Here is a 20,070-nt window from a genome sequence, read left to right as displayed (position 1 = left end):
AACGCCGTCACAATAAAGAGTGTTGACGGGGAAAGGCCAAATATCGGCGCGACAAGATGCCCTGACCGAAAAATCACCGCTTCAGGATTTCCAATCCTTCGACCGTCGTCGTTATCGCAAGTTCGGTGATTTCGTATTCGGCGACGCCGTGGACGGTGAAGGGGTCGGCGGCGACATAGGCTTCGATTGCGGCACGGTCGCCGATGGCGAGGATCGCGCCGCCGGTGCGCGGCACCTTACGGCCGGAGGCGAGGAACCAGCCCTTGGCGTAACCGTCCTTCACCCAGGCCATGTGCGGCTCCATGTGCCTGTCGGCTTCGTCGCTGGATTTAGCGTAGGTGAGGGAGAGAATGAACATGGTCAATTCCTGAGGAGGTTTGCGCGGATCAGGCCGCGCAGCGAGTTGCCGACATAGAGCGTGCCGGCATCGAGATCAGCGAGGCTCAAGCGACCGACGCGGGCCTTACGCGCGCAGATGAGTTCGGTGCGCAGCACGCCGGCTAGCAGGCCGCAGGAGATCGGCGGAGTGCGTAAAATGCCGCTTCCGTCGTCGAGAAAGATGGAGGTGATGGTGCCCTCGCAGACCTCGTCGTGTTCGTTCAAGAGGATGACTTCGTCGGCTTCCGCTTGAGCATATTCGGAGCGCGCGGTTTCGTAGACGGCGCGTCGCGTGGTTTTGACCCGCAGCAGCCGGTCGGCGGAATCGAGGCGCGTTGCGGCGAGGCGCGCGGTCCAGACTGTATCAGGCGCCAACGGGACGAAGGGCGCGCTCGTCACGTCGATGCGGCCTTGTGCGTCGAAGGTCATGCGGATGCGCAGGGGGCCCTTTGCCTCACTGACGGCTTTATCGAGCTTCGCCGCCGCGCCGAGCGGCTGCGGAAAGCCGAGGCGGCGGGCGGAGCGGGAAAGCCGGGCGAGATGCAGGCGCAGGCGGATGAAGCCGTCGCCGGGCTGCCAGCGCAGTGTCTCGATCAGCGAGAAATCGGTCATCGCGCGATCCACTGGTCGCCAACGGCGAAGCGGGCCTTGAGCAGGCATTCCTCATATTCAGCCTCGGCGGTGGAATCGAAGACGATGCCGCCGCCGACATTGAAGACCGCCCTGCCGCCGCCAAAAAGCGTGACGGTGCGGATGGCGACGGAAAAACGCATGGCGCCGGTCGGCGAGATCATGCCGATCGCACCGCAATAGGCGTCGCGGGGGTCATCCTCGAGTGCGTGCAGGATCTCCATCGCCCGTATCTTCGGCGCTCCGGTGATCGATCCGCAGGGGAAGAGGGCGGCAAAAATATCGCGGATCGAAAGGCCGGGGCGAAGTCTTGCCTGCACATGGCTGACCATCTGGTGGACGGTCGGATAGGTCTCGACGTCGAAGAGCTTCGGTACATCGAGCGTGCCGACCTCGGTGATGCGGGAGATATCGTTGCGCAGGAGATCGACGATCATGCGGTTTTCGGCCTGCGTCTTGATATCTGTCCGCATGGCCGCGATGATTTCGGCATCCTCGGCGGCAGTGGTGCCACGCTTTGCCGTACCTTTCATCGGATGGGTCTCGATCCAGCCCTCTTCATCGGTGCGAAAAAACAGTTCAGGTGAACGCGACAGGATGACCGGACCGCCGAGATCGACCAGCGCACCGTATTTCACCGGCTGGCGTTCGATCAGCGACCAGAAGGCGGCGCGCGGATCGCCGCTCCAGCGGGCTTCGATCGGCATGGTGAGGTTCGCCTGATAGGCGTCGCCGAGCCGCAGGTGCTGGTGAAGGCGGTTGAAACGCTCTTTATATATAGGGAAATCCCAGGCGGCCTTCGGTGCGGTGAGGAATTCCTCGTTTTCGAGACGCTGTTTCGGCTGGGCGAGCGGGTGTGTGTCCGGCTGCGGAGCATCGAATACGCCGAAACAGAGGAGCGGCGTTTCGCGACCTTCTCCGGCGAAGGCAGCGAGTTTTTCTTCGAAGAGGTATCCGGCCTCGTAGGCCATGTAGCCCGCAAGCCATTTGCCCTCGGCCTTGGCCTCTTCCATGCGGACAAGGCCGGCGAAGAATTCGCTGCGCGTCCGAGCGACGATGATCTCAGCCGGCTTGGCGAAAAGCATCACCTCGTCGGTCGTGTCGTCGCGAAAAAGGATATAGGGTTGGTCGGCCACGCGACACTTTCAATTTGTTCTGCTCTCCATTGCTCGAGGTGAGATGGGGAGGGTGAGATACTTCCCTCTTCTCCCCATGGGGGAGAAGATACCCGAAGGGCAGATGAGGGGGCGGAGCGACGTCCTGAGCAGATGCGAAGGACAGCTTCTGCTATGTCGCCCCCTCATCCGCCTGCCGGCACCTTCTCCCCCGAGGGGAGAAGAGACTCATTGCTGCCTCTCCGCTCCTGGCGACGAGAATTCACCCCTGATCTAATGCTTCCAACTCATCAATCAGCCCTTCGATCATCGACAGGCCCTGGCTCCAGAACGACGGATCGGTGGCGTCGAGGCCGAAAGGCTTCAAGAGTTCAGAATGATGCTTGGTGCCGCCGGCCTTCAGCAGTTCGAAATACTTTTCCTGGAAGCCCTTCTCGGCCTTCTGGTAAACGGCGTAGAGCGAATTGACCAGGCAATCGCCGAAAGCATAGGCGTAGACATAGAAGGGCGAATGGATGAAGTGGGGGATATAGGCCCAATAGGTCTCGTAGCCCTCTGAAATATTGATCGCCGGCCCGAGGCTTTCCGACTGGACGGAGAGCCAGAGTTCGCCGATGTCGTCGGCGGTGAGTTCGCCTGCCTTGCGGGCGGTGTGCAGCTTGCGCTCGAATTCGTAGAAGGCGATCTGGCGCACGACCGTGTTGATCATGTCCTCGACCTTCTGGGCAAGCATCGCCTTGCGCTCGCGCCTGTCGGTCGTCTTTTCCAGCAGCGCGCGGAAGGTCAGCATCTCGCCGAAGACCGACGCGGTTTCGGCCAGCGTCAGCGGCGTCTGGCACATCAATGCGCCTTGCGCGCCGGCGAGAACCTGATGGACACCGTGGCCGAGTTCATGGGCAAGCGTCATGACGTCGCGTGGCTTGCCCATATAATTGACGAGCACGTAAGGGTGTGCCGAGGGAACCGTCGGATGAGCGAAGGCGCCAGGCGCCTTGCCGGGGCGAACCGGGGCATCGATCCATTGCTCGTCGAAGAAGCGCCTGGCGATATCGGCCATCTCGGGGGCGAAATTGCCGTAAGCCGATAGCACCGTGTCCTTCGCGTCGGACCAGGAGATCACGGCGCTCGACGTTTCCGGAAGGGGCGCGTTGCGGTCCCAGAAATTCATCTGCTCCATGCCGAGCCATTTCGCCTTCATTCTATAATAGCGGTGGGAAAGGCGGGGATAGGCTTCGCGGACGGCTGCGGCCAAGGCGTCGACAACCTCTCGCTCGACGCGGTTTGCCAAATGCCTGGAGTCGGCGATATCCTCGAAGCCGCGCCAGCGGTCGGAGATATCCTTGTCCTTGGCAAGCGTATTGGTGATCAGCGTGAAGATGCGGATATTCGCCTTGAAGGTTTCGGCGAGCGCCATGGCCGCCTTGCGGCGCACTTCCGGATCCTTCTCCTGCAGCATGTTCAGCGCCACCTCGAGCGGCACTTTCTCGCCATCGATCTCATAGCGAAGCTCCGCCATGGTTTCATCGAAGAGGCGATTGAAGGCGGAGGCCGATGTCATCGACTTCTCGAGGAAGAGCTGCTCCAGCCTGTCATCGAGCTGATAGGGCTTATCTTTGCGCAGGTCAATCAGCCAGGGGCGATAATGGCCGGCATCGGGGTCATTGGCCATGCAGGCGTCGATCACGGCGTCGTCGATCCGGTTCAGCTCGAGCGCGAAGAACAGGAGATGGCCCGAGAATTCGGTGATTTTGGCCTGGACGTCGCCGTAGAGCTTGCCGTTTGCCGGATTGGTGGTGTCGGAAAAATAAGTGAGGCCGGCAAAGGAGCCGAGGCGGCCCATGATGTCGTCAAGCGCCTCATATTCCTTCAGCGCCGCGCCGATGCCTTCGGTGCCGGTCTTCGCTGCCGCTTCGGCGAGTTTGCCCTTCCACTTTTCTTCGAAAGCGATCGCGGCCTTGCCGGCCTTTTCCATGTCGGCGACGAAGGCGGTGGACGTGGCGGAGGGATAAAGATCCTGCAGCTTCCAAACCGGCAGGTCGCCGAGCGCCGGATCGGCCGCCGCCCCGGCTGGTGTTGCTGGCGAGAAAAAAAAACCGGCGTGCAGGGGCTCGATTTTCATGGGCGCAATTCCTCTCCACTTTATGACAGGTCTGCTTGAATAAGCGCGAGAAGGCCCCGCATCAAGGGTCTTTCGGCGCATAAAAGGCCTCGCTTCGGCACGAAATCGGGCCTTCGCAATCGTTAAAATGCAATTATTTCTCAAAACTGGATGTTCAAGCCTTTCTGCCAGAGTGCGCTTCATGGTTTCGCATGAAGTGGAGCGACAATGACCGGTTACAATGAGCTCAAGGGAGCAGGGCAAATCCTCGTGGTCGAGGACGACCCGGTGCAACGCCGTCTGCTCAAGAACGCAATCGAGCGTCACGGCCATGTCGTGCACCAGGCCGAAAACGGCCGCATCGGCCTGGAAATGGTCAAACGCGACAGCGGCCTTTTCAATGTCATCGTGCTCGATCTGATGATGCCCGAGATGACCGGCCTCGAGTTTCTCGACGCGCTTCACGAATTCGGCACGCAGATCCCGGTCATCGTCCAGACGGGCCAGGGCGGCATCGAGACCGTGGTGCAGGCGATGCGTGCCGGCGCCTTCGATTTCGTCGTCAAGCCGGTGTCGCCCGAACGCATCGCCACCTCGATCTCCAACGCGATGAAGCTAGACCAGCGCGAGGTGAAGGCGCGGGCCGGACGCCGGTCGCGCTCGGGCTCCGTCGGCTTCGACGACATTGTTTCGGCCAGCCCGGCGATGATCCGCGTCATCGATCTGGCCCAGCGGGCGGCCCAGTCCAACATTCCCGTCGTGCTCGAAGGCGAATCCGGCGTCGGCAAGGAGTTGGTGGCCCGCGCTATCCAGTCCGGCGGCGACCGCTCGAACAAGCCTTTCGTCACCGTCAATTGCGGGGCGATCCCGCACAACCTCGTCGAAAGCATCCTCTTCGGCCACGAGAAGGGCGCGTTTACCGGCGCGACCGAACGTCACATCGGCAAATTCATGGAAGCCGATGGCGGCACCATCTTCCTCGACGAGATCGGCGACCTGCCGCTCGAGGTGCAGGTGAAACTCCTGCGGGCCGTGCAGCAGGGCGAGATCGAGACGGTCGGCGCGCGCACCGCGCACAAGGTCAATGTCCGGCTGATCTCCGCGACCAACAAGGACCTGATCGAAGAGGTCAAGAACGGCCATTTCCGCGAGGACCTCTATTATCGCCTCAACGTCTTCCCGATTACCATTCCGGCGCTGCGCAAGCGCAAGGAAGACATCCCGCATCTGGTGCGCGTCTTTACCGACCGCTTCTCCAGCGAGCAGAAGAGCGGCCGCCGCATGACCGTGAATTCAGGCGCGTTGGCACTGCTGACCGCCTATGATTGGCCGGGCAATATCCGCCAGCTCGAAAATGCGATCTTCCGTGCGGTCGTTCTCGCCGAAGGGCCGGAGCTGACGGAGGCGGATTTCCCGCAAATCGCCGCCCAGCTTCCAGAATATGAAGTGGTGGACCACCTGGCGCTCGTTGCCGACAATACCGGCCTCGACCCGGATGAAGCCTATGGCGAGGAATACCAGGCGCCGATGCCAAGTGAGGTGCATCACCGCCTGTCGGAGACTTCCGAAAACGCCATTGCCAGTGTCAATCCCTCCGGAGACGTGCGCAAACTTGCCGACGTTGAGGAGGAGCTCATCCGATTCGCGCTCAAATTCTATCGTGGGCAGATGAGTCAAGTGGCGCGCAAACTTGGCATCGGCCGGTCCACACTTTATCGCAAGCTCAAAGATTACGGCATAGATCCCGATAATCCCCAGAAAGATGCGGCTTAGGCCTTATTTATTAAGACTCGGGCAACCACGATTTGTTACTGATCATAAACCACTTGTTAGTGGCTCGTTCACTATGTAAAGAAAAGGTTGATCATGTGTGGCATTTTTGCCATCGTGTGACCGCATTTGACAGTCATCTGGGACAGTACGGGACATTGTCTGTCTGACGGGGATCGAGTTGCCGAATCTGAATGGGAATTCCAAGCCTTCGCGCTTGAGCTGGCGTTCTTTGTGCGCCGACATTTGCGGAAAGGCAGTGAGGACGGCGGCGGCCGCCCTTCTTGCGCTTGCGGTTTCCTCGCCGGTATTCGTCGGTACGCCTTCTCAAGCAGCGGGCGAAACCCGCAGCCTCAAGCTCTATTTCATCCATACCGGCGAAAAGGCCGTCATCACCTACAAGCGTAACGGCAAGTTCGACCCGAAGGGTCTGGAGCAACTGAACCGGTTCCTGCGTGACTGGCGCAAGAACCAGCCGACCAAGATGGATCCGCGCCTGTTCGACCTGATCTGGGAAGTCTACCGCCAGAGCGGTTCGCGGGACTACATCAACGTCGTCTGCGGTTTCCGTTCGCCGGCAACCAACGAGATGCTGCGCGGCCGCTCGCGCAATTCCGGCGTCGCCGAAAAAAGCCAGCACATGCTCGGCAAGGCGATGGACTTCTTCATTCCCGACGTCAAGCTTGCGACGCTCAGGGCCATCGGCATGAAGATGCAGATCGGCGGCGTCGGCTTTTATCCGAAATCCGGTTCGCCCTTCGTCCACATGGATGTCGGCGGCGTTCGCGCCTGGCCGCGTATGAGCCGCGACGAGCTTGTCCGACTTTTCCCGAACGGCAACACCATTCATATCCCGGCCGACGGCAAGCCGCTGCCCGGTTATCAGCAAGCGATGGCCGACTACAAGCGCCGCGTCAGCGGCACGCAGATCGAGATCGCCAGTGCTTCCGAATCGGCACCGAAGCATAAGACGCTGTTTGAGGCGCTGTTTGGCGGCGGGGCTGACGAACAGGAAGATGATTCCGACGATTCGGCTCCCGTTGCTGTCGCCAAGGCGACGCCGCCGAAGGCGGAGCCTGCTCCTGCCGAGCCACAGCAGACCGAGGTCGCAGCCCTGAACGCGCCGGTGCCGCAGGTTCGCCCGGCCTTCAGCAACCAGCCGGCCGGCAGCGAAATGGCGAGCGCACTGGTGGCGCCCTCTTCGGGTAACGCCGCGCAGCAGGCCCTCGTCGCGGCGCTTCCGGCCGATCAGGCCCAGCCACAGCAATTCGCCGATCTCAGCGCCTACAGCATTCCCGTTCCCTCGCTTCTCGGTCAGCGCCGCGCGCCGGGTGACGCCGAGGTCGCGTCGATCGATCCGAACATGCAGAACGGAATGCCAGTTCCCACTCCGGTCGAGCGCCCTGCCGTTGCTGAAAATCTGCTTGCTGCGGCGGATGCCGATCCCGAAGCGGAGGCAGACGAGGCCGATCAGGATGGCGGCCTGTCTCCTGCCATCGCCGCCGCGCTCGAGCAGCAGAACAAGGATACGCAAAGCCAGGTCGCCTCGCATGAGCCTCAAATGAGCGTGGAGCAGGCAATCGCCGCGGCGATGCCGCAAAAGGCGCCCGCCGAAAAGCCGTCATTGCAGCTCGCTGCCTTGGCGCCGGCGACGAAGTCGGCAAGCTTCGGCGATGCTTTCGACGCCCCGGCTGCCGAGAGCCCCGCGCCGCAGCCCCTCCCGGTCAAGGGCGGCCGTCCGACGCAGAAGGAAGCGGCCGCAGCCGATGCCAGCCGCGCGACGGTGCGTACCGAGCCGAAGCTGACGCAGAAGATGATCTCGCAGTGGGCGCTGACCAATGCCCGTCTCGAAATGGCGTCCAAACAGGTCAAGGCGCCGCGCTTCGTCAGCCAGACGATGCGCGCCCAACCGACCGCTGTGTATGCCGAGGGCTTCAACGTCAAGACCGCCTCAGTCGACCCGGCCCGTTTCAGCGGCAATGCCGTCAACTTCATGGAAGTGCGTAAGTTCAATACGAACTGAGCTTGCCGATCGCGTCAGACCGAAAACCGCCGGAGCGATCCGGCGGTTTTCTTCTGACTATTCGATCGGCTGGACAGTTGGAGTGCCAGCAAGATCCGGCGCAAAAGAAAAGCCGCCGGAAGGTCCGACGGCTTTTATCGAAGGAGCGACGTCGGCGAATCAGCCTTCCGGCGGCGCTTCGATCATGCCGAGCGCGTGCAGATAGGTGTCGAGGATGGCTTCCTCCTCCATGCGCTCCTGCTCGTCCTTCTTGCGTAGCGCCACGACCTTCTTCAGGATCTTGGTATCGAAGCCCATTCCCTTGGCTTCGCCATAGACGTCCTTGATGTCGTCGGCGATGGTCTTCTTTTCTTCTTCCAGCCGTTCAATGCGCTCGATGAAAGCGCGAAGCTGATCGCGGGCGACGCCATGAGCATCAGACATCGTGTTCTCCTGATTTTTCGGTGATCAATTCGGGATGCACGTGACTGCCGCGAAGCGGCGTCACGGTCAAGCCTGTTAAAGGCCAAGCGGACTATTTGTGTGGCTTGTTCAGCTCAAATGCCGCCTTTTGCACAGGCGAGGCCTCCTTCTGGTGGAGGTTCTTCCAGTCCTCGTAGGGCATGCCGTAGATCATCTCACGCGATTCGTCCCGGCTGACCGGAACACCTTCGGCCTCGGCGGCCTCGCGGTACCAGTTCGACAGGCAGTTGCGGCAGAAGCCGGCCAGGTTCATCAGATCGATGTTCTGGACGTCGCTGCGGTCACGAAGATGCTTGACCAGACGACGGAAGGCGGCGGCTTCGAATTCGGTCTGTTGTTCCTTGCTGAGCGCGGTCATCTCGCTCTCCTTTCATTCCGTGGGCCTCAATAGGGGCCGGTGCGCGACGGATGGACGTCGTATTCGTGCAGGGCCGGATTCGCATTCATCGCTGCAAAAATCGGCGCCAGGCGCTCGGCCCATGCCGATATGCCGGCTTCATCCGCGATCAAATCCTGACGCACTTCGAGCAGGGCATGTGGGATTCCTGTCGCCATACAATGGCGGTACATGGTATCGCCCTTCAAAGCGCCGTCATAGGGTTCGTTGTCGCCGACGACGAGATCGGGATCGGCGCGCAGCTTGTCGAGCAGCGGGCCGACGGCGCGCCGGTCGCTGTCCCAAAGAACGGCGGCGTGCCAGGGTCGGGGAATGCTCTTCCATGCCGGCGTGAAAGAATGCAGCGATAGCACCAGCGGTGCCTTGCCGGTGCTATTCGCCACCGCGTCGATCGTGCCTGCCACGGCCTCGTGGTAGGGGCGATGAAAGGCTTCGATCCGGTAAATCCACTCCTGCGGCGTGATCGGGTGATTGCCTGGGATGACGGCGCCGTCCGAGATCCTCATGATCAGCGTCGGGTCGTCCTCCCCTCTGTTCGGGTCAATCAGCAGCCGCGAGAAACCGCCGAGCACGGCTGGTATGCCGAGCCTCGCTGAAAGCTGGCGCGTCACGCGCTCGATGCCGATGTCATAGGCGATGTGGCGGGCGAAGGCAGACTCCGGCAGGCCGAGCCTTTCATACCGGGCGGGAAGGCGGTTCATTGCGTGATCGGCGAGGATCACCATGCCTTTGTCATGTTTTCCGGGTAGAATTTCGAAGGATTGGAAGTCGTCCATGAAGGAATTGCCGTTGCTCATTGCGCAGTCGCGCCCAGTGATTGCATGAGCCCGCGACCGGTTCAAGCGCGACGGGCGGCGACAGCGGATATGAACCTTTGCGGACCGTTATGAAAGGGAATATAATCGATTAGCATTGCGTTGACTTTCGGATGGCGGCGGCGCAAGAAGGCACGGATATGAATAACCGTGGAGCTATTTGGGAGCCGTGTTGATTCAAGCCGCGCCAAGTTTCCTCACGCGGTCCGGACCGCTGGTCCGACTCGCCCTGTTTGCTGTTGCAGCCGCCATGCCGTTCTTCATCGCAGATGCCGCACGCGCCGACTTTCGCGTGTGCAACGGAACGCAAAATCTGGTTGGGGTAGCGATCGGATACAGAGCCAAAGACGGCTGGATCACGGAGGGCTGGTGGCAGGTGCCGGCAACGACTTGCGCCACGCTGATCGAGGGAGAATTGCAGTCGCGTTATTATTACCTCTACGCAGAGGACGCCGCCCGGGGAGGACGGTGGACGGGGGACGTGCAGATGTGCGTGGCGGAAAACGAATTCAAGATCTCGGGCGTGCAGGATTGTTATGCCCGGGGCTACCAGAAGATGGGATTCAAGGAATATGACACGGGCCGCCAGGGCAGCTGGATGGTTCAACTCTCCGACACCCCAGGGACGCAAGAAAGTCAGAATTGATGAAGCGTAATCGCAAAGTTAAAATCCTCGCCACCCTCGGGCCCGCCTCCGCCGAGGAATCGATGATCGAGAAGCTGCACCAGGCCGGTGCCGATGTCTTCCGCATCAATATGAGCCATGCGAGCCACGACCTCATGCGAACGCTCATCCAGCGCATCCGCTCGGTCGAGGCGCGTTCAGGCCGGCCGATCGGCATTCTCGCCGACCTGCAGGGACCGAAGCTGCGCGTCGGCAAGTTTGTCGACAGCAAGGTCGATCTGAAACCCGGCCAGACCTTCACGCTCGACAACAATGAAGCGCTCGGCGATGCCACACGCGTTTACCTGCCGCATCCCGAGATCCTGGAATCGGTGCAGCCTGGCCACCGTCTGCTGATCGATGACGGCAAGCTCTGCCTGCGCGCCGACAAGTGCGACGGGAAGAGCATCGTCACGACGGTGATCTCCGGCACGCGCATTTCCGACCGCAAGGGTGTCAGCCTTCCCGACACGTTGCTCGGCGTCGGTGCGCTGACAGACAAGGACCGGTCCGATCTCGACGCCGTGCTCGCCACCGACGATGTCGACTGGGTGGCGCTTTCCTTCGTCCAGCGTCCAGACGACCTAGCCGAAGTGCGCAAGATCGCCCGCGGCCGCGTCGGCCTGATGTCGAAGATCGAAAAACCGCAGGCTCTCGAGCGCATCGAGGAGATCATCGAGCTTTCCGACGCTCTGATGGTCGCCCGCGGCGATCTCGGCGTCGAAATGCCGCTCGAATCGGTTCCAGGCATTCAGAAGCAGCTGATCCGTGCCTGCCGCCGTTCGGGCAAGCCGGTTGTCGTCGCCACGCAGATGCTGGAATCGATGATTTCAGCGCCGGTGCCGACACGCGCCGAAGTATCAGACGTCGCGACCGCCGTCTTCGAAGGTGCCGATGCCGTCATGCTCTCGGCCGAATCGGCCTCGGGCGACTATCCGGTCGAAGCCGTCTCGACCATGGCCTCGATTGCCACGGCCATCGAGCGCGAGCCGCATTATCCCGGTATCATCTATGCTCAGCGCGCCCAGCCGGAAGCAACCGGCGCCGATGCGATCTCGCTTGCTGCCCGTCAAATCGCCGAAACGCTGAAGCTGTCGGCGATCGTCTGCTACACCTCGTCGGGCACGACGGGTCTCCGCGCCTCGCGAGAGCGCCCGCAGGTGCCGATCCTGGCATTGTCGCCGATCATCAAGACGGCGCGCCGGCTTGCCATCGTCTGGGGCCTGCATTGCGTCGTCACCCATGACGCGACCGATCTCGACGACATGGTCAACCGCGCCTGCCGCATCGTCGCCGACGAGGGTTTCGGCAAGCCGGGCGATCGCATCATCATCTCGGCCGGCGTGCCGCTCGGCACGCCGGGCGCCACCAACATGCTGCGCATCGCCTATATCGGTTCGGACGGCCAGAGCGGCGTCTGATCCGATCGCATCTGTGATGAAGCCTGCTGCCTAAAAGGGCGGCAGGCTTTTTTTGTTCATGTGACCAGGCATTGCCAAGGGATGCGGCGCATGCAAGTCTCGATCCTCGGGTTTGGAGGGATCATCATGGATATCGTCACTCTTTTGGCTTTCGCGGCCGTTTCCTTCGTCGGTATCGCCACACCAGGACCGACAGTGCTGCTGGCGTTGACAAATGGTTCTCGGCATGGGCTGCGCCGCGCGGTCGCCGGCATGGTCGGCGCGGTTCTTTCGGATTTCGTCCTGATCGGCGCTGTGGCTGTCGGACTCGGCGCGCTGCTTGCGGCATCGGAATTCTGGTTCTCGATGCTGAAATGGGCGGGTGCCGCCTATCTCGGCTTTCTCGGCATCATGCTCTTGCGCTCGAAGGGCACGATCGACGCGGCGCTGAAGTCCGATGAGGCGGCCGCGAGATCGACCTTTTCGCTCGGGCTGAAGAGTTTCATGGTCGCAGCGACCAACCCGAAGGGATATCTCTTCTTCTCCGCCTTTCTGCCGCAGTTCATCGAGCCCACCCAGCCGCAGACGGCGCAGTATTTGCTGCTCGCCCTTGTCTTCGCTGTGCTCGATTTCATCATCATGTTCGGTTACGCTTTCTTCGGCTCGCAGGCGGTCCGTTTCCTGAAAACGTCAGGCGCCTTATGGCTAGAACGCGCATGCGGCGGCGCGCTGCTCGCCCTTGCGGGATCGCTTGCCTTTTACCGTCGGGCCACCGCCTAAACTCATCGGGCCAAGGACATATGGCCAACGCGGTAGGTCTGCGCGTCATCGCCGATCTCGGGAGGCTCCCGCCACAAGCTGAAGCGTATGCGGGTCCATGTCGTCGGTTCGAAGCCGGAGACGGAGGCGAGTGCGCCTACCGCCAGATCGGCTTCGGCCTCTGCGATTTCGGCCCGCCGGAGATCGGCAAGCGGTGCATGGGCGTCCGTCTGCAGAATATTGCGGGTTGCGAACGCGGCAGCGGCGATATCGGGCGAGATTTGCGCCTCCCATACGATCCAGGTCTTCACCTGCGGCCAGCCGAAGGCACTGGTGAGCGCCTGGAAACCCGTGCCGCAGAGGAAGTCGCCTGCCCGTTCCGGCCTCCGCCAGAGGTAGAAGGGTGCATACAGGTTGTCGCGGCTGCCGAATTCGCCGATGCGGGCGCTGAGATAGGCTTTGAAGCCGAGATTGGGGAAGCCGTCGAGCAACGGCCCCTTGTCGCGGATGCGGCGGTCGATGTTCGACATGTCGTAATCGGCCGGCAGGGTAAAGCTGTATTGCATAGCGATCATGGCCGTGCCTCCACTGGATCCAGCCATTCGACAAAGCTGCCATTTTCCGCCGGCTGGATGCTGATATAAGTGAACGGGCTGTCAGCGGCGGCGCCATGCCAGTGGCGTTCGCCGGGCGCAAACCAAACCGCATCGCCGGCACGCAATTCCTCAACCGAGCCGCCCTCGTTCTGTGCTAAGCCCTGTCCCGCAAGGACATAGAGCAACTGCCCCTTGGGATGGGTGTGCCAGCGGGTGATGGTGCCCGGATCGAGCGTGGCACGCATCGCGGTATTTTCGCCGTCGGTGCCTTCGAGCAGCATCTCAACCCAGAAGGGCGCGGTTGCCACGCCTTCGGGCGAGCGGGTCACCTTACCAGGTCGCCTGACGGTCATCGATTTCGGGTTCGAAGCGCTCATTGCCGGCCTCCGGCTATCTGCAGCCGCCAGTCCGGATCGGTCATTTGGGCGATTCCGTTGCCGAAGGACCAGTCCTCAGGCGCGCTGGTGCTGACGACGATCATCAGGTCTTCCGGCCGAAGGCCCGACGATTGGGTCAGCAGCTCGGCGAGCCGCCGATACAGCGCTGCTTTCATCTCCCCCGTTCGCGGCCGGCCGATCGTGACTGAGATATAGACGAAATCGTCCGAGCGAGGGCCGGCAAGATAGCTGCGGTCGAAGATCAGTTCATTCTCATCATGCTGATGGATGGCCTGGAAGCGGTCGTTTTCGGGCACGTCGAAGGTCTCGACCAGTGCGCGCTGGACGTTGTCGGCAAGCGCTGCGAGATAGTCCTGTGACTTGCCTTTGCGAAGAGAGATGCGAACGAAGGGCATTGGGATCTCCATGGTTCGGGCCGTCCGGCGGCCTTGACAACAGCATCATCGCAGCACAGGATGATGCTGAAAATCAGAATTTTATGGATCAAATATCCCAAAATTTGGAACAATACGATGCGGCGAACGATCTTCGATCTCGATGTGCTGCGGACCTTTTCGACCGGCATGGAGCTCGGCAATTTCGCCAAGGCGGCGGAAAAGCTTGGGCGTTCGACGTCAGCGGTCAGCGCGCAGCTGAAGAAGCTGGAGGAACAGGCGGGCACCCCAATCTTCCGCAAGGCGGGGCGCGGGCTGGCGCTGACCGATGCCGGCGAAACAATGCTAGGTTATGCCACACGGTTGCTGGAGCTCAATGACGAGGCGGCGGCGGCCGTGCACAGCGTTGAGCTGGAAGGCTGGGTGCGGCTCGGTCTGCAGGAGGATTTCGGCGAGAGCTTGTTGCCTGAGGTGCTTGGCCGTTTCGCGCGGGCCCACCCGAAAGTCCGCATCGAGGCGCGGGTGGTGCGCAATGCCGAACTTCTCGAGCGGGTCACCTCAGGCAAGCTCGATTTGGCACTCGCCTGGAGCGACGGGAAATTGACGGCGCATTGCGAGCGCATCGGCGAAGTGCCGATGTGCTGGATCGGGCCTGCCGAGGGACAGCCCGGCTGGCATGCGGCAAGCGGCGAGCCGATGCCGCTTGCCTCGCTGGAGGCGCCGTGCCTGTTGCGCAGTGCGGCGACCAAGGCGCTCGACGCGGCGGGAATCTCCTGGCGGCTCGCATTCGTCAGCCCCAGTCTCGGCGGCCTCTGGGCAGCGACGGCGGCGGGTCTCGGTTTGACCATCCGCACGCCGATCGGCCTGCCGGCAAAGGTCCGGGCGCTTGCGCCAGAGGCAATCGGCCTGCCTGAGCTGCCGAAGCTCGGCCTGGTGCTGCATAGAGCCGAAGCTGAGCTGCAACCAGCTGCGGCGCGGCTTGGCGAACTGGTTCTACAGTCCGTTCATGGCGCGCTGCACGGGACGGCAGGCTGATCTCTCGCTTGCCTCTGCGAGCGCAGGCCCCGATCAATGAATCCGCCCTGTTATTCAGCCGAAGCGTTCCAACGCCATAGCGAAGATGTCGGTATCGACATTGCCGCCGGAGGTGACGGCGACGACGGTATCGCTTTCCAGCGCCTCGCCGTGGAAGAGGGCGGCAGCCAGCGCCACGGCGCCGCCCGGCTCGACGACAATCTTCAATCTGACGAAGGCCAGCGCCATGGCGCGCAGCGCCTCGTCGTCGGTGACGACGATGCCGGCGCCGGCGAGGCGCTTCAAGATCGGGAAGGTGATCCTGCCCGGCTCCGGTGTGATGATCGCATCGCAGATCGAACCCGACATCGAGGCGTTGCGTTCGATCCTGCCGGAGGCGAGCGAGCGGGTGGTATCGTCGAAGTCCCTGGGCTCGCAGGGACGGACGCGAAAGCCGGGGGCGCTGGCTTCGAGGGCGAGCGCGATGCCTGACGTCAGTCCGCCGCCGCCGCAGGGAACGAGCACCTCGGCTTCCGTTATACCTTCTTCTTCCGCCTGTTCGGAGATTTCGAGACCAGTCGTGCCCTGACCGGCGATGACAAGCGGTTCGTCGAAAGGTTTGATCAGCGTCAGGCCGCGCTCGGCGGAGAGGCGGGCGCCGATTTCGTCGCGATCCTCGTTGGCGCGGTCGTAGAGTACGACCTCGGCGCCAAAGGCGCGGGTATTGGCGATCTTCAGCTTCGGCGCATCGCTCGGCATGATGATGACGGCGGGCACGCCGTGCAGCTTGGCGGCAAGAGCGACGCCCTGCGCATGATTGCCCGAGGAGAAGGCGATGACGCCGCGTGCGCGTACTGCCGGGTCGAGCCCGGAGACGGCAGACCAGCCGCCGCGAAACTTGAAGGAACCCGAATGCTGCAGACATTCCGCCTTCACGAACAGGCGCCGGCCGGCGATCTCGTCCAGGAAGGGGGAGGAGAGAAGCGGCGTGCGGCGCGCGCGACCACGCAGTCGAGCGCGGGCGGCAACAATCATTTCAATGCTGACCATTCGAGAATCGTCCTGCTTGCGGCGTCGCTCATGCATAGGACGGGGCAAACGGTTTGTGAACGGCGACTTTGTCACCGTGACATGAATGACCATGCGCAATGCCCGGCGGCTCGCCGACCGTCAATAGCCGCCCGCCGAGCCTTCTGTCGCGCGGGCGTCCATGGCGCCGTTGTAACGAGCGCCGCCGCCCTTTTCGATGGCGGCAAGGCTTTTGCCGCCAACGAGGATGCCAGCGGCCTGGCCCCAGAGCGGCGCGTCGTTGCCGCCGTCGAAGCTATAGCCCATTGCCGCAAGCGTCTTTTCCGTATCCGGCGAGAGCGCATAGGGCTCGAGATAGACCTTGTCGGGCTGCCATTGGTGATGAAGCCGCGGTGCGTTGACTGCCTGGCTGATATCCATGCCAAAATCGACGACATTCAAAATCGCCTCCAGCGTGATGGTTATGATGCGCGAACCGCCGGGGCTGCCGATCACCATGAAGGGCTTGCCGTCGCGGGTGACGATCGTCGGGCTCATCGAGGAGAGCGGCGTCTTCTTCGGAGCGATGGCGTTGGCTTCGCCCTGAACGAGGCCATAAAGGTTCGGCACACCCGGCTTGGAGGTGAAATCGTCCATCTCGTTGTTGAGCAGAATGCCGGTGCCGGGTGCCACGACCGCTGCGCCGAAGGAGCCGTTCAGTGTATAGGTCACGGCAACCGCATTGCCCTCGTCGTCAATGATCGAATAGTGGGTCGTCTCGTTGCTTTCCTTGCCGCCGAGCGGTTCCAGGTTGGCCGAAGTCCCGGCCTTGTAGGGATCGATCTTTGCTGCGATCTCATTGGCGTAGCTCTTGTCGAGCAGTTTTTCGACCGGATTGTCGACGAAATCGGGATCGCCGAGGGCCGCGTTGCGGTCGACATAGGCGTAGCGCATCGCCTCGACCATCACATGCACGGTTTCAGCCGAGGCGTAGCCGAGATAGGAGAGCGGATAACCTTCGAGGACGTTGAGGATCTCGCATATGATCACGCCGCCGGAAGAGGGTGGCGGCGAGGAGATGATGTCATAGCCGCGGTAATTGCACTCGATCGGCTTCAGCTCGCGCACGGCATACTGCGCGAAGTCCTCCTTGGCGAGGATGCCGCCCTTGGCCTGGCTCGCTTTTACGATCGCCTCGGCGGGGGAAGCCTTATAGAAGGCGTCCGGTCCTTTTTCCGAAATGGCCGCCAGGACTGCAGCGAGATCCGGCTGCGCAAGCTTTTCGCCGGAGCCATAGGGCTTGCCGTCCGGTTTCAGGAAAATCTTCGCCGCCGTCTCGTCCTTGGCAAGGCGCTTGGTGCTGCCGGCAAGGATCGCCGCGTCACCCTGTTCCAGCGTATAGCCCTCCTTGGCGAAGCGGAGCGCGGGAGCGATCAGATCCTGGCGTGAGCGGGTGCCGTATTTCTCGCGAGCCGTCTCGAAACCCATGACGGAGCCCGGAACGCCGACGGCGAGATAGCCATCAAGGCTGGCCCGCGGCACAATATCGCCCTTAGCATCGAGATACATGGTCTTTGTCGCGGCGAGCGGCGCGCGTTCGCGGAAATCGAGGAAGGTCTTGGTGCCGTCTTTCAGGCGGATGGTCATGAAGCCGCCGCCGCCGAGATTGCCGGCCGAGGGATAGACGACCGCCAGTGCATAACCGACGGCGACCGCTGCATCGACGGCGTTGCCGCCGCTCTTCAGCACCTCGACGCCGACATCGGTCGCCAGATGCTGGGCGGTGACGACCATCCCGTGTTCGGCTTCGACCGGTGCGGGCGAGGCCGCGAAGGCCGTCGTCAGAGTTAGCGACAATGCCGATATGACGGAGATCGTCCCGATATGCAGCCGGCCCATGATTTCCCCTCCTATGGACAACAACGGAAAGACATATGGGGCTGCTGCGGCCCGCGGCAATGCAAGGAGCAGGCTTTGTGCGAGGAAGCGGAGCGAATGTCCCGAGAGGAACACCGCCGGAGAGATCAAACGCCGTGGAGAGCCCCCGGCATCAGCGACGGCTGGGTTTGGACCGCCGGACTATGCAGAGAGGCGGCGAGCCTTTCTTCGGCCCGGCGGGCGGCCGACTGGAGGTCGTGCGGCTCGCCGGCGATCTTTTCCATGGCGGCGATGGCGACGTCGGTGGCGAGATAATCCGGCTTATGGCCGACGCCGCGGACCGTAACGAGTTCGGAGCCTGCTATATCGCGGGCAAGGCCACGCGAATGCAGGTGTTCCCAGACGATCTCGTCGCGGTCGCCTGTGATGATGACGGTCGGCGCGGTGATCTGCGAATAGAGCGGCGACTGCTCCTTCACATAGGCGAGCAGTCTTTTGAAATCGGCTGCATTGTTGTGGAAGGTGTGCGGCCGCAGCACCAGCGACGGGCCGGTTTTTTCGATGTAGTCGGCAGGGCGTGGATTGGGACGGAAGACATTCAGCGTGCCGCGCTCCAGCCGGCTCAGTCCAAGCGGAACGACGACGGCGTGGTTGAAGAGCCAACCGATGACCGGCACGGTCGCCACATGATAATACCAGTCGATGCCGCCGGGCCACGGATGGGTGGCCGGCGCGAGGAAGAGCAGGCCGGCGGTCTTATCCGGGTGGCGCAGGCCGAAGGCGGCGGTGATCGCGCCGCCGAAGGAATGGCCGACGATGATCGCCTTCTCGATGCCGCGCTTTTCCATCAGTCGGGCGATTGCATCGGCTTGGCCCGAGGGAAGGGCGTTCTCAGGGCCGCCGCGCTCCGAATAACCGTGACCGGGACGATCGACGAACAGCATTTCCGCCCGGCCTTCGAGCGGTGCGCGAAAAGCGACGATCTGATCGAGCAGATTGCCGCTGGCGCCGTGAATGAAGACGAGCGCCGGCAGGTCCGCATTTTCGGGACGCTCGACATGGACGGCGTTCATGCGGTAGCCGCCGACATCCGTTAACTCGCCGATATTCGGATAGGTCTGTTCGAATTGCCGCGCCTTGTAAGAGGAGTAGCCGATGACGGCGGCGAGCGGGGCGAGAAGAGCGGAAACTTCGGCAAGCATGATCTTAACGGCGACGATCGATGGATTTTGCGGGGGACGATCGTGTCAAATTCCCTCGACAGTTCTAAAATTGCGCGCTCTGGGCGCAGGTCAAGCTCGGCGAGCCTGCTTCTTCAGGTCCGATTGCCGGCCAGTTTTTCCGCAAGCATGTTGACCTGCTCCTGCGCGGTGCGATCGGCGGGATAGATATCGAGGAACCGTTCCCAGGCCTTCAGGGTCAATTGATCATTGCCGGAATTGTTGAGGATCGCGGCCATGCCGGAGAGCGCGCCGAAATGGCGTGGCTCGATATCCAGCACATGCTCGATGTCGGACATCGACTTTCGGTAATTGCCCATGATGAAATTCAGCGTGGCGCGGCGATTCCAGCTCTCGGCGTAATCGGGCTTGAGGGCAATCGCCTCGTCGAGGAAATCGAGGGCGGCGGGATTGCGTTTTTCCTCGATCGCCTTGTCGGCCCATTGCATCAGCAGGTTCACGGTCGCACTGCCGGAATCATTCCACTCCAGACGAATTTCATTGGCGATGCTGCTGGCCTTATCAGGATCACGCTCGCGCTTCAGCTGACTGAAGAGCTGATCGAGACGCTGCTTCGGCGAACTAGTGGCATCCCTCCGCTCGACAATGACGTTCTTTTCCGCCGCGGCGACCGGAAACGGGGAGGTGGAGAGGATGAAGGCGAGCGGCAGCACCGCTGACGTCAAAGCAAAAAAGCGCATGGCGGACATATTAGTCCGCCAGCGCCGAAGATCAAACAAATTAGCCGTGATCACCGCAGCGACCCCCGGATGTCCGTTGCCGCACTCTGAGCGGCGCACGATCCGGATTCGCGCAATCAGCCCTGACGAGCCTTGTAGCGCGGGTTCAGCTTGTTGATGATGTAAATGCGGCCCTTGCGACGAACCAGACGGTTGTCACGGTGACGTGCCTTGAGCGACTTGAGCGAATTCTTGATCTTCATTTTTCTGATCCGCGATCTCTATGGGGGAATTCACATTCGCCCGTAACTTTAACAATCAAAAGCGCGCCGTCGGGGCGCGCTCTTTAGGTGGGGGTGCAGATACCTCGTCACCTCCAGCGTGTCAACCA

21 protein-coding genes are annotated in these 20,070 nt (G+C 62.0%); 6 read left to right on the top strand and 15 right to left on the bottom strand.

What is annotated here, in order from left to right; all coding sequences use genetic code 11:
• Window positions 1–73: 73 nt before the first annotated feature.
• The 4 genes from NMA58_RS17275 to NMA58_RS17260 form a co-directional block, all read right to left on the bottom strand.
• A complete protein-coding gene (locus NMA58_RS17275; RefSeq protein WP_434711443.1) occupies window positions 74–358 on the bottom strand; it encodes a YciI family protein in 285 nt (94 codons plus the stop codon).
• A gap of 2 nt (window positions 359–360) precedes the next feature.
• Window positions 361–990, bottom strand: a complete 630-nt coding sequence (locus NMA58_RS17270; RefSeq protein ID WP_434711442.1) for an aminotransferase class IV family protein — start codon at window positions 988–990, stop codon at window positions 361–363.
• On the bottom strand, window positions 987–2,093 hold the full coding sequence (locus tag NMA58_RS17265; RefSeq protein ID WP_434713447.1) for an aminodeoxychorismate synthase component I: 1,107 nt from the start codon (window positions 2,091–2,093) through the stop codon (window positions 987–989). Before NMA58_RS17265 ends, NMA58_RS17270 begins: the two co-directional genes overlap by 4 nt.
• A gap of 292 nt (window positions 2,094–2,385) precedes the next feature.
• Window positions 2,386–4,242 carry a M3 family oligoendopeptidase gene (locus tag NMA58_RS17260; RefSeq protein WP_434711441.1) on the bottom strand — a complete coding sequence of 619 codons (1,857 nt, stop codon included), beginning with the start codon at window positions 4,240–4,242 and terminating at the stop codon, window positions 2,386–2,388.
• 207 nt (window positions 4,243–4,449) lie between these two features.
• Here NMA58_RS17260 and NMA58_RS17255 point away from each other — a divergent pair, with 207 nt between their 5' ends.
• On the top strand, window positions 4,450–5,994 hold the full coding sequence (locus NMA58_RS17255; protein ID WP_434711440.1) for a sigma-54-dependent transcriptional regulator: 1,545 nt from the start codon (window positions 4,450–4,452) through the stop codon (window positions 5,992–5,994).
• A 178-nt stretch (window positions 5,995–6,172) separates the two neighbouring features.
• Window positions 6,173–8,014 carry a DUF882 domain-containing protein gene (locus NMA58_RS17250; RefSeq protein WP_434711439.1) on the top strand — a complete coding sequence of 614 codons (1,842 nt, stop codon included), beginning with the start codon at window positions 6,173–6,175 and terminating at the stop codon, window positions 8,012–8,014.
• Between the two features lie 159 nt (window positions 8,015–8,173).
• Here the strand turns inward: NMA58_RS17250 and NMA58_RS17245 are convergent, their stop codons facing one another.
• The 3 genes from NMA58_RS17245 to NMA58_RS17235 all read right to left on the bottom strand — a co-directional run bounded on the left by NMA58_RS17245 (window position 8,174) and on the right by NMA58_RS17235 (window position 9,649).
• Complete coding sequence (locus NMA58_RS17245; RefSeq protein ID WP_008533181.1) at window positions 8,174–8,437, bottom strand: DUF2312 domain-containing protein; 264 nt, start codon at window positions 8,435–8,437, stop codon at window positions 8,174–8,176.
• Between the two features lie 91 nt (window positions 8,438–8,528).
• Window positions 8,529–8,834, bottom strand: coding sequence for a DUF1244 domain-containing protein (locus NMA58_RS17240; RefSeq protein WP_430957975.1), 306 nt, complete (start codon window positions 8,832–8,834; stop codon window positions 8,529–8,531).
• A gap of 26 nt (window positions 8,835–8,860) precedes the next feature.
• The gene (locus tag NMA58_RS17235; RefSeq protein ID WP_434713446.1) at window positions 8,861–9,649 is read right to left on the bottom strand and encodes an N-formylglutamate amidohydrolase; all 789 of its coding nucleotides are present in this window, start codon (window positions 9,647–9,649) and stop codon (window positions 8,861–8,863) included.
• Window positions 9,650–9,848: 199 nt separating this feature from the next.
• On the opposite strand from NMA58_RS17235, the gene NMA58_RS17230 reads away from it, so the two are divergent.
• The 3 genes from NMA58_RS17230 to NMA58_RS17220 all read left to right on the top strand — a co-directional run bounded on the left by NMA58_RS17230 (window position 9,849) and on the right by NMA58_RS17220 (window position 12,532).
• Window positions 9,849–10,334 carry a DUF1036 domain-containing protein gene (locus tag NMA58_RS17230; RefSeq protein ID WP_434711438.1) on the top strand — a complete coding sequence of 162 codons (486 nt, stop codon included), beginning with the start codon at window positions 9,849–9,851 and terminating at the stop codon, window positions 10,332–10,334.
• Entirely contained in the window at window positions 10,334–11,773 is a 1,440-nt protein-coding gene (pyk, locus tag NMA58_RS17225) for a pyruvate kinase (protein WP_097597269.1), read from the top strand. The genes NMA58_RS17230 and pyk overlap by 1 nt, the downstream gene beginning before the upstream one ends.
• 126 nt (window positions 11,774–11,899) lie before the next feature.
• Window positions 11,900–12,532 (top strand): LysE family translocator, encoded by a 633-nt coding sequence (locus NMA58_RS17220; protein ID WP_434711437.1) that lies wholly within the window; start codon window positions 11,900–11,902, stop codon window positions 12,530–12,532.
• Between the two features lie 2 nt (window positions 12,533–12,534).
• Here NMA58_RS17220 and NMA58_RS17215 read toward each other — a convergent pair whose 3' ends face one another.
• From NMA58_RS17215 to NMA58_RS17205, 3 genes are read right to left on the bottom strand one after another with little or no spacing between them, the layout of a single operon-like run.
• Window positions 12,535–13,086, bottom strand: a complete 552-nt coding sequence (locus NMA58_RS17215) for a DUF4865 family protein (RefSeq protein ID WP_434711436.1) — start codon at window positions 13,084–13,086, stop codon at window positions 12,535–12,537.
• A complete protein-coding gene (locus tag NMA58_RS17210) occupies window positions 13,083–13,484 on the bottom strand; it encodes a cupin domain-containing protein (RefSeq protein WP_085779387.1) in 402 nt (133 codons plus the stop codon). The genes NMA58_RS17215 and NMA58_RS17210 overlap by 4 nt, the downstream gene beginning before the upstream one ends.
• On the bottom strand, window positions 13,481–13,900 hold the full coding sequence (locus NMA58_RS17205; RefSeq protein ID WP_434711435.1) for a tautomerase family protein: 420 nt from the start codon (window positions 13,898–13,900) through the stop codon (window positions 13,481–13,483). The genes NMA58_RS17210 and NMA58_RS17205 overlap by 4 nt, the downstream gene beginning before the upstream one ends.
• 117 nt (window positions 13,901–14,017) lie before the next feature.
• On the opposite strand from NMA58_RS17205, the gene NMA58_RS17200 reads away from it, so the two are divergent.
• A complete protein-coding gene (locus NMA58_RS17200; protein ID WP_434711434.1) occupies window positions 14,018–14,914 on the top strand; it encodes a LysR substrate-binding domain-containing protein in 897 nt (298 codons plus the stop codon).
• Between the two features lie 54 nt (window positions 14,915–14,968).
• Here NMA58_RS17200 and NMA58_RS17195 read toward each other — a convergent pair whose 3' ends face one another.
• From NMA58_RS17195 to ykgO, 5 genes are all read right to left on the bottom strand, one after another.
• Window positions 14,969–15,943, bottom strand: a complete 975-nt coding sequence (locus tag NMA58_RS17195) for a threonine ammonia-lyase (RefSeq protein ID WP_434711433.1) — start codon at window positions 15,941–15,943, stop codon at window positions 14,969–14,971.
• Window positions 15,944–16,063: 120 nt separating this feature from the next.
• Complete coding sequence (gene ggt, locus NMA58_RS17190) at window positions 16,064–17,800, bottom strand: gamma-glutamyltransferase (RefSeq protein WP_434711432.1); 1,737 nt, start codon at window positions 17,798–17,800, stop codon at window positions 16,064–16,066.
• A gap of 125 nt (window positions 17,801–17,925) precedes the next feature.
• Window positions 17,926–18,981: an alpha/beta fold hydrolase gene (locus tag NMA58_RS17185; protein WP_434711431.1), complete on the bottom strand. Its 1,056-nt coding sequence runs from the start codon at window positions 18,979–18,981 to the stop codon at window positions 17,926–17,928.
• Window positions 18,982–19,094: 113 nt separating this feature from the next.
• Window positions 19,095–19,709 carry a tetratricopeptide repeat protein gene (locus NMA58_RS17180; RefSeq protein ID WP_097597281.1) on the bottom strand — a complete coding sequence of 205 codons (615 nt, stop codon included), beginning with the start codon at window positions 19,707–19,709 and terminating at the stop codon, window positions 19,095–19,097.
• Between the two features lie 107 nt (window positions 19,710–19,816).
• A complete protein-coding gene (gene ykgO / locus NMA58_RS17175) occupies window positions 19,817–19,942 on the bottom strand; it encodes a type B 50S ribosomal protein L36 (RefSeq protein ID WP_003582204.1) in 126 nt (41 codons plus the stop codon).
• Window positions 19,943–20,070 lie beyond the last annotated feature (128 nt).

Source organism: Rhizobium sp. YTUHZ045 (genome assembly GCF_051124255.1).
Lineage (GTDB): Bacteria > Pseudomonadota > Alphaproteobacteria > Rhizobiales > Rhizobiaceae > Rhizobium.
Note: the sequence above shows the minus strand (reverse complement) of the source record. Positions and strands in the feature narration are given on the sequence as shown.

Excerpts from the sequence above, each read along its gene's own strand:
- NMA58_RS17275 (WP_434711443.1), bottom strand. The coding sequence starts at position 358 with ATGTTCATTCTCTCCCTCACCTACGCTAAATCCAGCGACGAAGCCGAC.
- NMA58_RS17270 (WP_434711442.1), bottom strand. The coding sequence starts at position 990 with ATGACCGATTTCTCGCTGATCGAGACACTGCGCTGGCAGCCCGGCGAC.
- NMA58_RS17265 (WP_434713447.1), bottom strand. The coding sequence starts at position 2,093 with ATGCTTTTCGCCAAGCCGGCTGAGATCATCGTCGCTCGGACGCGCAGC.
- NMA58_RS17260 (WP_434711441.1), bottom strand. The coding sequence starts at position 4,242 with ATGAAAATCGAGCCCCTGCACGCCGGTTTTTTTTTCTCGCCAGCAACA.
- NMA58_RS17255 (WP_434711440.1), top strand. The coding sequence starts at position 4,450 with ATGACCGGTTACAATGAGCTCAAGGGAGCAGGGCAAATCCTCGTGGTC.
- NMA58_RS17245 (WP_008533181.1), bottom strand. The coding sequence starts at position 8,437 with ATGTCTGATGCTCATGGCGTCGCCCGCGATCAGCTTCGCGCTTTCATC.
- NMA58_RS17240 (WP_430957975.1), bottom strand. The coding sequence starts at position 8,834 with ATGACCGCGCTCAGCAAGGAACAACAGACCGAATTCGAAGCCGCCGCC.
- NMA58_RS17235 (WP_434713446.1), bottom strand. The coding sequence starts at position 9,649 with ATGGACGACTTCCAATCCTTCGAAATTCTACCCGGAAAACATGACAAA.
- pyk (WP_097597269.1), top strand. The coding sequence starts at position 10,334 with ATGAAGCGTAATCGCAAAGTTAAAATCCTCGCCACCCTCGGGCCCGCC.
- NMA58_RS17220 (WP_434711437.1), top strand. The coding sequence starts at position 11,900 with ATGGATATCGTCACTCTTTTGGCTTTCGCGGCCGTTTCCTTCGTCGGT.
- NMA58_RS17215 (WP_434711436.1), bottom strand. The coding sequence starts at position 13,086 with ATGATCGCTATGCAATACAGCTTTACCCTGCCGGCCGATTACGACATG.
- NMA58_RS17210 (WP_085779387.1), bottom strand. The coding sequence starts at position 13,484 with ATGAGCGCTTCGAACCCGAAATCGATGACCGTCAGGCGACCTGGTAAG.
- NMA58_RS17205 (WP_434711435.1), bottom strand. The coding sequence starts at position 13,900 with ATGCCCTTCGTTCGCATCTCTCTTCGCAAAGGCAAGTCACAGGACTAT.
- NMA58_RS17200 (WP_434711434.1), top strand. The coding sequence starts at position 14,018 with ATGCGGCGAACGATCTTCGATCTCGATGTGCTGCGGACCTTTTCGACC.
- NMA58_RS17195 (WP_434711433.1), bottom strand. The coding sequence starts at position 15,943 with ATGGTCAGCATTGAAATGATTGTTGCCGCCCGCGCTCGACTGCGTGGT.
- ggt (WP_434711432.1), bottom strand. The coding sequence starts at position 17,800 with ATGGGCCGGCTGCATATCGGGACGATCTCCGTCATATCGGCATTGTCG.
- NMA58_RS17185 (WP_434711431.1), bottom strand. The coding sequence starts at position 18,981 with ATGCTTGCCGAAGTTTCCGCTCTTCTCGCCCCGCTCGCCGCCGTCATC.
- NMA58_RS17180 (WP_097597281.1), bottom strand. The coding sequence starts at position 19,709 with ATGTCCGCCATGCGCTTTTTTGCTTTGACGTCAGCGGTGCTGCCGCTC.
- ykgO (WP_003582204.1), bottom strand. The coding sequence starts at position 19,942 with ATGAAGATCAAGAATTCGCTCAAGTCGCTCAAGGCACGTCACCGTGAC.